The organism is Klebsiella huaxiensis, assembly GCF_003261575.2.
GTDB lineage: Bacteria > Pseudomonadota > Gammaproteobacteria > Enterobacterales > Enterobacteriaceae > Klebsiella > Klebsiella huaxiensis.
The window spans coordinates 1,273,167-1,284,655 of record NZ_CP036175.1; the positions used below are offsets into that span (position 1 = coordinate 1,273,167).

Genomic DNA, 11,489 nt, shown 5'->3' on the forward strand with positions numbered 1-11,489 from the left:
GATAATTTTATGATTCAGTATGATGAAGTTCTGCAGAAAGTCTGTGAAATGATCTGTGATGCCAAAGACCTGGAGCCCGATGAGGTCGATGAGAATACGCCCCTCGTGCGGCTGAAATTAGATAGTCTCGACTACGTCGAGCTGATGGTACTGGCAAAGCGTGAATTCAACATCACGCTGGAGGCTGACTGGTTTATTCACAATCCGGGTATCACCCTCGGTGAGCTGTGTCAGCACATCAGCAAAGAGTCAGGTAACTGATATGGCGCAGAAATGGATACTGGTTACCGGCGGCAGTCGCGGCATCGGTCGGGCGCTGGTGATGGGGTTGGCGAAAAGCTGGAATGTGGTGTTTACCGGCCGCAACGAAGCGGCGATCAACGACATCCAGGCGCAGGCGAGCGAAGGCGATTCATCCCATTGGGTGCGAGGTTACGCCTGCGATGGTAACGACGAAGCGCGGGTTGAACAGCTTGCGCAGTCGCTGCTGGCTGAGTGGGGGGCACCGGAGGCGATTATCCACAATGCCGGGATGGCCCGTGATGGCCTGCATATTCACCAGAATGCGGCAATCTGGCGCGAGGTGCTGGAGACCAACGTTATCGCAATGATGAACTGGAACCGGGTTCTGCTGCCAGCGATGCTGATGCAGCGATGCGGTTCTATCGTGATGATGTCTTCAGTCAGCGCGCTTAAGGGCAACGTCGGTCAGACGGCCTATGCTGCCAGCAAAGCGGCGATGGGCGGTATGGCGCGTTCACTGGCGCTGGAGGTCGGGCGTTTCGGCATCCGGGTGAACTGCCTGGCACCGGGCTTGATTCGTACTGAAATGCTTGAAGAGATCCCGGCACAAAAATTAAAAGAGATGCGGCAGTCGATACCGCTGCGCAGATTGGGTGAAACGGATGATGTGCTTCAGGCGGTGGCGTTTTTAATCGGTGAGGGGAGTCAATATATCACCGGGCAGACCCTGGTACTGGACGGCGGACTGAGTGCCTGAATATGATCGGGCCGGACGATCGGCTGGCCTGATCTTAAGTGCGGGGCGCGAGTTGTTCGATACGCGTCACTAGCTCTTTTATCTCTGTTGCGGTCGCGCGATAAATTTGAATAATCTGCGAAGAGTTTTGTGCGACCAGAGACACAACCAACTGATGAATTTCATCCCCCTGGTTATGTTTAATTAACCGAGCCAGCGATTTCTCTTCTGCCCGTGAGTTGGTTAATGCATGGACCACCTGACGACTGACTGCGATAAGTGCCGCATACGGATTGGGGCTATCTTGCAGGATACCCCACTCAGCAATATCATCAATTTCTTCAATTAGATAGAGTGAACGCAGCGCTTTATCTGGCGAAGCCGAACCCTCATGCGGCGGGCTATGGTCAAGACACGCAATATTATGCAATAACCCACCAATCTCAACTTTTAGGCTTTGCATCGCGCTCATGTCCATTTTTGTCGCCAGATAACCGGCAATATGTCCGACAGCAGAGGAGTGCCATGGTGTCTGCTGGCTGAACTGATCGATAATAAACGAGAGCAATTCAGCAATATCACGTAGGTTGTGTAAAGAAATGGTATCGTTATGAATTCTTGGGATTTCTTTAATGTAATCCCGATAGTCAGAGGAGGCCATCACCGACCAAAAGTGTTCATTGCTGGAGAGGGTTCTGAAGGCCTGAATGTACTCTTCTTTATAGAGAATATTCGCCCCGGCAGTCACTATGTCGAGGAGTTTCTTGCCTAAGAAGGGCACATGACTGGTGCGGTGCTGGCAATAAAGGACATCCAGTCGATCGGCAAAGAACAGCAGATGGCTTTCTTCGGGGACCAGTTCCCCTTCGATGTAATGCCCCAGACCTTTTCGCCAGTGGGTATGGTGATAGCGAACAATTCTGTTCAATGGGCGAAATAGAGGAATTCTGCTGAGTAATTCGCTGCCAATAAGCGCATGGTTGTTATGCTCATCATCAATGTAACTAAGCGGTTCAAGACGCGATTTTTCATTCAATCCGCCGATATCATGGATGAGGGCCGCAAGAACGGTTTTACGACGCTGAGCCGAAGAGAAATGAACTAAATTAGCCAGGTGCGATACGATAAATGCAGTTCTGACATGATGCAGATTCAGCTTGGGGTTAATCATGTCAATGGTATTTGCAATGCTGGCTAATGTCGGTAGTAAATGTATCGTCATGATATCGTTATAATATGAAATTTAATGAGATGAATCTCAATCAATGATTGATTATTTACGTTGGCAACCATATTGTGGAAACGTTTGATTACCGAATAAAATAGTATCATCATTGACTCGATTTATATAGATGATTTTATCATTAGTTTGGCTGCCAAAGAGAGTCTGTTGCGCAATATTTTCTGGTGTATTATCGGCGCTGTGACGAATTATCCTGGCATCAACGATATGAAAAAGAGAACTTCTGCCAGAACGTTTTTTTAATGTGTAGGTGACGCTGCGTGAGATGATATATTTATCCCCATCACTGGTGAGTAATCCTTCAACGCTGATTAAAAACCGATCGTTTGAATATTCTACAGATAGCAAGCCTTGTGTGCGTAGAATACTCTCATTTGTGTTCTCCGTCAGATCGTATTGTGACTCACAGGAAAAAGACGGATGACTATTGAGGCGAATATAAAAAATTAATAATGCTATTAGTGCTGGCAGACAGATCGCAAATACTAAGACATATTTACGCATTTTTTATTTCCTTATAGTAGTAACTATGGCATTTTTGGGACTTAAGATCGCATTCCAGTATGAATATGTCCATATAAATGCCTAAGTCTTGCTCTTCGCTCATCTGCCGGTTGAAAAAGTATATTTTCTTTGGCGTAGAACAATCGATCCCGGAGGGCAGCAGCTTTTGATTCCTGAGTATTTCTGTTGCAGATATGCTGCCTGTGCCATAAATGGTGCATTTATCCTGAGCGAGGAAAATGCCAGATGATTGTTTTTTATGGATAAAAAAATAAGAGAGGAGCATGAGACCGGCGGCAATCAGGATAAATAAAATGATCGCTTTGCGATGTTGCCCGATCGTCATAGGCGTAGGGGGCTCAGGGGAAAGAGTTGGGAGAGAGAAAGATGTGTGATAATCACTATCGGTGGTAATAATAATTTCATTAGAAATCTTAAAACCGATTCGCGGCACCGTAATAATCACATTTTTCTCAATGCCAAGGTCAGACAAACTACGACGCAGTGTGGATATATATTGATTCAGATTACTATTAGAAGGTCTGGCACCATATTGTTCAAACACCGTCTGAAAAATATCAACACGCGAGATAATATCTCCCCGATATTGCAGCAGACAGCTAAGAAGGCGAGTAGATGTGGCTGATAGTTCAATACAATCGCCAGTCAACAAGTTGACCAGAGAGGCCTCCTCAGTGTCAAAAGTAATAAAACCCTCTATATCGAACCGCATTTTTATCTCCACACGGAATTAAAAATTCACTCTTTATATCAGGAGTTTTATCATAAAAAAAAGTGAATTTCAGATAAATGTACTGTTTAAATTGAAATTTAAAGCTAATGTTGCCGTTTTAGTGTGGTCAATCCATATTGCAGTTCATTGAATGACAGAAGGAACTGACTCATGAAGATTGTAACTTCATCCCCTATCCCTGATTTACATCATGGTTCTGGTGCTGCTGTTGAAAGCTTAAGGTCATTGATGACTGCCATGGGTATCAATAAATTCTCTGGAGTGAACGTTCCAGAGCAGGAGTACATTCTTTTCGTATTAAAAGAACATGAGCCTGAGGGGCTACTTACTCGTGAATTAGCTGACAGATGTGAAATGTCAATATATAAAGTCAGACATTTGTTGCTGCCTTTGGAGAAGTATGGTCAGGTGAACAGAATAAAAATTAAAAAACATCATAAGTGGTATATTTATAATAAACATGTTGACGAAGAGTCATACTAACAAGAGGCCCGGGTGTTTGCAATAAACACAGGGTTTTTAGATATCTTTTTGATTTTTTAATTAGTTTAGAGAGTTAATATCTCGCAAATAGTAGAGAATATTCTTAATGAGAGTATCTACCGCTCCTTAAATAAGTGTCGTTTAGCTGTTCAAATACCAGTGGGTATTTATCAATAATGGCAGATAATTCTCATGAGGGGGTTTTAAGCAGCAGAAGGCGACGGAATAGTCCTGAGACGTGTTTGTTGATGAAATGATGATTGTGTTTCCGATATGTTACTTTTACAACGTGGCAACTGCCGTTCAGGGTAAGGGGGGCGTTTGGCTATGAGCGAGGGTCTGCAAGAAGAAACCATAATTATCTATAGTAGTTGTTACGGTGTGTTCGTTTCAGCATTCCCGCAGCTTCATCTCTTTTGTTATACAGGCTGATATTGGCCATGAAATGAAAATAGTGTGATCTAGTTCAATAATATCCTATGCGAGATAAATACTCTTCGGTAACTTATATTTATTGCCATTGGCCATGAGCGCATCTAAAGCAAGATGGTCTCTGGTGTCCAGTATGTTGGACTAAATTCCCATATTATGGGAGGTACGTTAGTTAACTGAGTCAGAGTGCCGGGCAATTGAGGTGTTATTTGATATGAAATAATAAAAAGTCCGTATCAGTCACGTTACTGTGGGGCCAAATATTATGGTTATCAAACACTCAGCTTGAAGGGAGCACAAAATGGCTTACAGAATGATTTTAAACGAAACCTCTTATTTTGGTGCGGGATCGATTAGCTGCATTGTCGATGAAGTCAAAAAGCGCGGCTTTAAAAAAGCGCTGGTGGTCACTGATAAAGATCTGATCCGCTTTAAGGTCGCGACAAAGGTATTCGATATCCTCGACAGCGCCGGCCTGGCCTACAGCGTCTTTGATAGCGTGATTCCTAACCCGACCATTGAGGTTGTACAGCAGGGCGTTGAAGCGTTTAAACAATCGGGTGCAGATTACCTGATCGCCATTGGCGGTGGTTCCCCGCAGGATACCTGCAAGGCAGTAGGGATTATCATTAATAACCCTGAATTCGCCGATGTTCGCAGCCTGGAGGGCGGAGCCGACACCAAAAATGCCGCAGTGCCGATGATTGCGATCCCAACCACCGCCGGTACGGCTGCTGAAGTGACCATCAACTACGTCATCACCGACGTACAAAACCGACGCAAGTTTGTTTGCTATGACCCGCATGATATCCCGGTTGTGGCGATTATCGATGCTGAAATGATGGCCAGCATGCCTGCCAGCCTGAAGGCGGCGACCGGCGTCGATGCACTGACTCATGCGATCGAAGGTTATATCACTAAAGGCGCATGGGAATTAACCGACATGCTGCATCTGAAGGCCATCGAAGTGATTGGCCGTTCGCTGCGCGCCTCAGTGCAGGGCGATGCGCAGGGTGCGGAAGGGATGGCGCTGGGGCAATATATTGCCGGAATGGGCTTCTCTAACGTCGGACTGGGGCTGGTACACGGCATGGCGCACCCGCTGGGCGCTTTCTACGGTACGCCGCATGGTGTCGCCAACGCAGTGCTGTTGCCACATCTTATGGCTTACAACGCTGAATTTACCGGTGAGAAGTATCGCGACATTGCAGTGGCTCTGGGAAATAAACAGGCAGCGACCCTACCGATTGCCGAAGCACGTAAGGCGGCCGTTGAGGCTGTGGCGCAGCTTAACCGCGACGTTAATATCCCGGCGCGTCTGCGTGATGTGGGTATGAAAGAGGAGGATATCGATGCCCTCGCCGCAGCAGCTCTGGCGGACGTATGTACCGGCGGTAACCCGCGCGATACGAATCTGGAAGAGATTAAAGCGCTGTATCGGCAGATCTTCTAATTGAAAGTATGCCTCATGGCCGATGGAAACATTGACTATGAGGTATAGAGCAACATACCGGACAGCTCTGTCCGGTATCTCTATGTAAGTTTTAAAATAAACATGCCAGGTTGTTGAATTGGCTAAATAGGGTATTGAAGCATTTCCCGCAATAGCAGTCCGGACCTTGTTTATGAAATGTGGTATTTCCTGGCCATTCTGGGAGCGGTTTCTGTGGTGCGGATTAAGTTATTCTACCGGGATATTTATTACGTTATCAGAAACCCGGAACCCCTCTTGCTATAACCACCATTTTTTATCTCATTGCGCGGGTGATAAGACGGTTCTGGTAAATGGTATGTGAAAGTCGATGGATAAATAACGAAACGGCAGGAGAGAATTCAGACGTTTGTGAATCGGTACTGGCAACATCGGCCGCAATGGATTGATATTATGGCAGAAGAAAAACGACACCCGATTGAGGTTTTACAGGAGTTCATGGATGAAATGGAGTGCACTGATACCGTCTCCACCGCTGCGCCCGTGGGTTAATCGCTACTGGTCGTGGCAGGAAGAAGCCAACATGCCGCCGTTGTTGCCTGGAACGGGGGGAGAGCTGTTTTTCTGGTATCAGCAGCCGGTGGGTATTACCAGCGCAATCGCACCCGAGTCTGCCTGCAGCCGCAGCGCGCTGCTGTTGCCCCGGGATTGTCCGTTTAATTTCCACTCTACCGCGCCATTCTCTTTTATCGCCGTCCGTTTCCGGGCCGGTGCCCTGCGTCATTTTTGCCCGTGTCCGGAGGCGGAACTGATCGATACTGCGCTTCATCCCCGGGAAATCTGGGGGGATGAAATACGTCATCTGGAGCAGAAAATGGCTGAAGCGGGCGGACTGAGGGAACGGATACAGCATATTGAAGGTTTTTTGCTAACCCAGTTGCAGCGCCACTACCGTCAGCAACATCACTGGCTGGATGAGGTCATCCGACAGATATATTACTGCCATAGTACGGTGACTCAGTCTGAGTTGGTGACCTGCTCCGGGTTCAGTACCCGTTACTTTCAGAAGATATTTCGCCAGCATTTTGGCGTCACGCCGCGCCATTTTCAGCGCATTATCCGTTTTGAGCAGTTGACCCGTCATCTGTTGCTTAACCGACAGCAACATTATCTGGCGAGCGCGCTGGAATATGGTTACTACGACCAATCGCATTTTATCCATGACTTCCGATATTTTACCGGCAACGCACCGTCACGCTTTTTTCAGGAAAATAATTTTAGTGCGCATTTTTACAATCATCCCACACTCTGGTGACATAACCTTGGAGGACACATTAATTGCAGGGCTTATGGTCCTGCCCGTTTGTTCTGAAAAGGAATAATGATGACATTGAAAGCCGCGTTTATATTTTTAACTCCGGAAGGTAATGCTGATATTCACCGTTGCGAAGTCGTGACGGAAAGCGTCAGCGTAGTGACCTGTGCTGTGAACAGTTATCAGGCAGCCAGCGAACTGGCGGCCACACTGGTCACTCAGGATATTACAGCCATAGAGCTGTGTGGCGGGTTTGGTATTGAAGGTGTTGCTCAGGTGAAAAAGGCGGTCAATGGCAGGGCCGTAATCGGCGTAGTGCGTTTTGATTGTCATCCGGGTCTGCAATTCAGTAGCGGAGATATGTTGTTTGACCAGAATAAAGCCTGATTTATTGCCAAAAGCGTAATTTATGCTTTGTACGTGAAAATAGGCGCCAGCAGACCGGCAATTTTTCAGATTATTGTTTCTTCACATTGTCACTTATTGGTAACAATGTGAAGTTACTGATAGGCGACAAGGAGAGAAAACTTTGTCGGAGAAAAAGTCGGTCTCTTTACCCGGGCGTCGTCATTTCATCCGCCTTCTGGGAGGATGTTCCATTTTACTCCTTCCTGCTTTGAGCGGATGTGTCAACAAAGAGAGTGCAGGGAGGCCAAAAACTCCCCCACACGATGATCTACGCTATCGGTGGCTGGCCGCTGCGGCTCAGGCTCCCAGTTCTCACAATATGCAACCCTGGAAGGTCGAACTGACCTCTGGTACGGCTATGCTGTTGTATGCCAACTCCCGCTACCTGCTTCCTGAAGCCGATCCTGAATCCCGGCAGACGATGGTTTCGCTGGGCGGATTTCTGGAATTACTGTCTATGGCAGCAGGAGCCGAGGGTTTCTGTTGCGATATTCAGTTGTTTCCCTCGGGTGAAAACATCAACCAGCCAGTGGCCCAGATCGCCTTTCGCAGAGCGAAAGGCGTGAGCCGTGCAGATGGGCTTCTGCCTTATATTAGTGTGCGCCGAACTATCCGTAGCGGCTTCATTCATAACAGGCCCCTAACCGAAGAACGACTGTCACTGTTACTGACGGAAGGAACCTGTTATGGAACCCTCTGTAAAGGCAGTATAGGGTCACAGCAGGTTGTCGCGATTGGGGAAATGGCGACTAACGCCTGGCTGACGGATATCAGTCAGCCAGCTATTATGCAGGAAATGCTTGGTGTCACTCGGATTGGTCGTAAGGAAATCGCACAGCATCGCGATGGTATTGCCATTGAGGGATTTTTACCTGAGCTGGCCGAGATGCTGGGTATGTTTCCCCGCGATAGTCTTCCAGCAAAGGACTCTGCGATGATGAAAAATAAGCAGGAGATGGGGAAGCAGCAGGCCGCCAGCGCTGCCGGATGGGTATGGGTAGTCAGCCCGGATAATTCTCGTACCGCTCAAATTGCTGCCGGGCGTGCTTTTGTTCGACTTCATCTGCGGGCTACACAGCTTGGAATCGCCCTACAGCCGATGTCTCAGGGACTGGAACGCTATCCGGCGATGGAGGAACACCGCAGGGCGTTATACAGAACCCTGGGCATGGCATTAGGAAAAGAGACCATCCAGATGCTGGCTCGTGTAGGATATGCCGAAGGAGGGCGGGCCACGCCACGCAGGTCTGTCAGCGAATTTGTGGTGCAGAAGGCGATCTAATGTCTTCCCGGCAGATCGATAACAGCAGACGTAAAGCTGAAAACACCACCCGTAACCGTAAAAAAACGGAGGCGGCAATCCTGAATGCTGTCAGCAGTATATTGATACGCGATGGCGCTTCAGGTTTGGGTATCAATGCTGTCGCCAGAGAGGCTGGGGTCGATAAGGTTCTTATCTACCGGTATTTTGGTGGTTTTGATGAGCTGCTGCGGGCATTTGGTTCCTGGGGCGGTTTCTGGCCATCGGTTGAGGAGTTACTGGCCGGGCACGATATTGCATCAATGCCATTCAGTGCCCGACTCTCGTTCTTTCTCGAACGGGCGATTGATGCTCTACGGGCCCGACCATTGACTCAGGAGATACTGGCGATGGAAATCAGTGGGCCCAACGTCCTGACCGATATCCTGAATGTTTCGCTGGAACAGTGGGGGCGAGATATCAGCCAGCGTCTGGCTGAAGGTTACCCGGGAGATACTGAGCGGTTGAATCTGATCGTAACCACGCTTTTTGCCAGGATTCAGTACTTCATGTTGCGTTCGCGCAATACCCGTCTTTTCGGCGGGATTGCTATTCGTGAAGATGAAGGATGGCAGTTAATCAAACAGAGCCTCGGGCGGTTATGTGAACGGATCGTGGATGAGTCTTCATCGGCATAATGATAATGATGTATACCCGTCATACTTCAAGTTGCAGGTGTGTTGGCTTCACCCCTTACGGGGCCAGCGCAAGCACTGTTCAAAACGGTTAACTGTTTTGTCCTGCAACTCGAATTATTTAGGGTATAGATAATGTTTAATTTCTGGTTCGCGATCACCTTGAATTATATTTACATGATATGAAAAGTTGTAATTTTCATATGTCTTTCTCATTTTAATATTGCACTTCAAAAAATTAGTGTATTTAAGATAATTTCATCTCTTTTCTTAGTCTTTATATCACTCAAAACACTTATATCAGTTTAGTTTATGGGGTAGATAATGTCACAGTGCCGAGACACCGAAAATTACCCGCAGAGTTCGGATTAAAACTAAACACCAGTGAGTTTGTTACACCGCTGATGGTGATGTGAGATTCACCGTCAGCAGGCACAGAATTACCAATAGAGCCAGATATCGACATTTCAGGAGCCCAACGGCTACAAGGCTCCCCAACTGTCCACGACAATTTAGTGTGCGTTAGCAAGCCGAGTGTAGAAAGAGTTACCGTACTTGAGATAGGTTCCCCAATTATGCCATACATAGGCGTGGGAGCGGATAATCTAGCGTAAACACTAGAGCTGACAGGCAGCAACATTTCAGTCGTCCGCACATATCCATCATACCCCTGCTTCATTTCGAGACCTGTAGCCGAAAAGTCAAACGTACATAGTACCTGAATGACATCTGGCCCTGTCCATACTCGTTCTGCAGCAGGGAGACTATTAGATATTTGAGGTCGTACACCATAATTACTGTAGCTGCGTACAGCCCCATAGGGGCGCTCAGCAACTGATACATTGTCTCCATACCACAATACATCGAATGTAAAACCAGAAATAGTGGCGGGTATTGGCTCTCCATTGACTGTACATTGGCTTACTGTCCTCTCCAGCACCTCAGAAGGGCAATCAATCCAGCTCTCTGACGACGAAGCAACATTTGAACACTTATGGACAATTTGCATGGCATTGTCCGTCCATGGAATGGACGTACTATTCAGAGTAGGTGGCGATCTAGTACTGGTTGTAAAGAGGCTACCACCAGGATTAGAAGTTATTGCAAGAAAAACATCTTCAGCATAAGCGGGTATGCCGGATGTGACGATAAGTGATCCAAAAACCGAAGCCCAGATGTAGTTGATGTTCATAGTAATGTTTTCTCTCCATAAATGAGTCGTTTTATAGGCTACGGTGGACACTTGAGTCCATTAGCTGAAGAAACAACGCCACCACAGATGCCAGACTCCGGCATTGGGTGGCGCTTTCCTTCTTTGACGACACGGCCAGTTGAATGCCGCAAACCCTGCATTATCCATACTGACTGGCCGCCGGGTTTTCGTCTTACGGGTACTGCACCACCAGGGTACCGCTGGCGTTCAGCGCGCCCAGGGTTGGCGTGGTGGCGGTGGTCTGTACCACTTTTGCCACCAGGTCAACAGAGCCGGTGCCACCGGCAGTCAGAGCACCGGTGTAAGAGGCTTTTGCTGTCACATCGTTACTTTTCAGCAGCGTAGCGGCACCTGCTCCACCATAAACCTGTACCCCGACGTTTTCTGCGTTACCCACTGCTGTCGGGTTGTCCAGGGCATTGATGGTGTTGGTCGTTGTACCGACAAACCAGACATCCACATCGTCTGCCTCTGTACCGCAGTTGGTGAAATCAATGGTAAATGTTTTCGTTGCCCCCACGGCCCCGATACCGCTGCTGCCAAAATCAGACTGGGAGATGGTCCCGAAGGCAACGATACCGGCATCCCCCACGCTCACGGTGTCACAGGTGTTATCCAGAATAGTGCCGGTAAAGGTCACCGGCACATCGACCGGCGTTGAGACCGCCAGCGCACTACCAGAAACCGCTGCCAGAGAAGCTGCAACCAGACCGGATACCAGCGTTTTTTTGAAGTTGATTGTCATAGTCAGTTTTCCTTTTTTACTGTTTTTAATGGCGACCGTTCATGGT

The 11,489-nt window shown here is 47.9% G+C and carries 12 protein-coding genes; 8 read left to right on the forward strand and 4 right to left on the reverse strand.

Annotated elements, in window-relative coordinates; genetic code table 11:
- The first annotated feature begins 9 nt into the window (after nt 1-9).
- Together DA718_RS06100 and DA718_RS06105 are read left to right on the forward strand one after the other, a co-directional pair.
- Entirely contained in the window at nt 10-261 is a 252-nt protein-coding gene (locus DA718_RS06100; RefSeq protein ID WP_112213827.1) for an acyl carrier protein, read from the forward strand.
- 1 nt (nt 262) lies between these two features.
- Complete coding sequence (locus DA718_RS06105) at nt 263-1,000, forward strand: SDR family NAD(P)-dependent oxidoreductase (RefSeq protein ID WP_112213826.1); 738 nt, start codon at nt 263-265, stop codon at nt 998-1,000.
- Between the two features lie 34 nt (nt 1,001-1,034).
- Here the strand turns inward: DA718_RS06105 and DA718_RS06110 are convergent, their stop codons facing one another.
- Genes DA718_RS06110 through DA718_RS06120 form a run of 3 tightly spaced genes read right to left on the reverse strand, consistent with a single transcriptional unit; the run spans nt 1,035 to nt 3,459 of the window.
- Complete coding sequence (locus DA718_RS06110; protein ID WP_112213825.1) at nt 1,035-2,201, reverse strand: HD domain-containing protein; 1,167 nt, start codon at nt 2,199-2,201, stop codon at nt 1,035-1,037.
- Between the two features lie 51 nt (nt 2,202-2,252).
- On the reverse strand, nt 2,253-2,726 hold the full coding sequence (locus DA718_RS06115; RefSeq protein WP_112213824.1) for a FidL-like protein: 474 nt from the start codon (nt 2,724-2,726) through the stop codon (nt 2,253-2,255).
- The gene (locus DA718_RS06120) at nt 2,719-3,459 is read right to left on the reverse strand and encodes a winged helix-turn-helix domain-containing protein (RefSeq protein ID WP_112213823.1); all 741 of its coding nucleotides are present in this window, start codon (nt 3,457-3,459) and stop codon (nt 2,719-2,721) included. Before DA718_RS06120 ends, DA718_RS06115 begins: the two co-directional genes overlap by 8 nt.
- 171 nt (nt 3,460-3,630) lie before the next feature.
- On the opposite strand from DA718_RS06120, the gene DA718_RS06125 reads away from it, so the two are divergent.
- The 6 genes from DA718_RS06125 (at nt 3,631) to DA718_RS06150 (ending at nt 9,488) form a co-directional block, all read left to right on the forward strand.
- Nucleotides 3,631-3,963 (forward strand): FaeA/PapI family transcriptional regulator, encoded by a 333-nt coding sequence (locus DA718_RS06125; RefSeq protein WP_112213822.1) that lies wholly within the window; start codon nt 3,631-3,633, stop codon nt 3,961-3,963.
- A 733-nt stretch (nt 3,964-4,696) separates the two neighbouring features.
- Nucleotides 4,697-5,848 carry a lactaldehyde reductase gene (fucO, locus tag DA718_RS06130; RefSeq protein ID WP_112213821.1) on the forward strand — a complete coding sequence of 384 codons (1,152 nt, stop codon included), beginning with the start codon at nt 4,697-4,699 and terminating at the stop codon, nt 5,846-5,848.
- 481 nt (nt 5,849-6,329) lie between these two features.
- Nucleotides 6,330-7,142, forward strand: a complete 813-nt coding sequence (locus tag DA718_RS06135) for a helix-turn-helix domain-containing protein (protein ID WP_112213820.1) — start codon at nt 6,330-6,332, stop codon at nt 7,140-7,142.
- Between the two features lie 66 nt (nt 7,143-7,208).
- On the forward strand, nt 7,209-7,529 hold the full coding sequence (locus tag DA718_RS06140; protein WP_221888543.1) for a DUF6506 family protein: 321 nt from the start codon (nt 7,209-7,211) through the stop codon (nt 7,527-7,529).
- 340 nt (nt 7,530-7,869) lie between these two features.
- Entirely contained in the window at nt 7,870-8,832 is a 963-nt protein-coding gene (locus tag DA718_RS06145) for a hypothetical protein (RefSeq protein WP_112213818.1), read from the forward strand.
- On the forward strand, nt 8,832-9,488 hold the full coding sequence (locus DA718_RS06150) for a TetR/AcrR family transcriptional regulator (RefSeq protein WP_112213817.1): 657 nt from the start codon (nt 8,832-8,834) through the stop codon (nt 9,486-9,488). Before DA718_RS06145 ends, DA718_RS06150 begins: the two co-directional genes overlap by 1 nt.
- Nucleotides 9,489-10,870: 1,382 nt before the next feature.
- Here the strand turns inward: DA718_RS06150 and DA718_RS06155 are convergent.
- A complete protein-coding gene (locus tag DA718_RS06155) occupies nt 10,871-11,443 on the reverse strand; it encodes a fimbrial protein (RefSeq protein WP_112213815.1) in 573 nt (190 codons plus the stop codon).
- Between the last annotated feature and the right edge of the window lie 46 nt (nt 11,444-11,489).

Excerpts from the sequence above, each read along its gene's own strand:
- DA718_RS06115 (WP_112213824.1), bottom strand. The coding sequence starts at position 2,726 with ATGCGTAAATATGTCTTAGTATTTGCGATCTGTCTGCCAGCACTAATA.
- fucO (WP_112213821.1), top strand. The coding sequence starts at position 4,697 with ATGGCTTACAGAATGATTTTAAACGAAACCTCTTATTTTGGTGCGGGA.
- DA718_RS06100 (WP_112213827.1), top strand. The coding sequence starts at position 10 with ATGATTCAGTATGATGAAGTTCTGCAGAAAGTCTGTGAAATGATCTGT.
- DA718_RS06110 (WP_112213825.1), bottom strand. The coding sequence starts at position 2,201 with ATGACGATACATTTACTACCGACATTAGCCAGCATTGCAAATACCATT.
- DA718_RS06125 (WP_112213822.1), top strand. The coding sequence starts at position 3,631 with ATGAAGATTGTAACTTCATCCCCTATCCCTGATTTACATCATGGTTCT.
- DA718_RS06105 (WP_112213826.1), top strand. The coding sequence starts at position 263 with ATGGCGCAGAAATGGATACTGGTTACCGGCGGCAGTCGCGGCATCGGT.
- DA718_RS06150 (WP_112213817.1), top strand. The coding sequence starts at position 8,832 with ATGTCTTCCCGGCAGATCGATAACAGCAGACGTAAAGCTGAAAACACC.
- DA718_RS06135 (WP_112213820.1), top strand. The coding sequence starts at position 6,330 with ATGAAATGGAGTGCACTGATACCGTCTCCACCGCTGCGCCCGTGGGTT.
- DA718_RS06120 (WP_112213823.1), bottom strand. The coding sequence starts at position 3,459 with ATGCGGTTCGATATAGAGGGTTTTATTACTTTTGACACTGAGGAGGCC.
- DA718_RS06140 (WP_221888543.1), top strand. The coding sequence starts at position 7,209 with ATGATGACATTGAAAGCCGCGTTTATATTTTTAACTCCGGAAGGTAAT.
- DA718_RS06145 (WP_112213818.1), top strand. The coding sequence starts at position 7,870 with ATGCAACCCTGGAAGGTCGAACTGACCTCTGGTACGGCTATGCTGTTG.
- DA718_RS06155 (WP_112213815.1), bottom strand. The coding sequence starts at position 11,443 with ATGACAATCAACTTCAAAAAAACGCTGGTATCCGGTCTGGTTGCAGCT.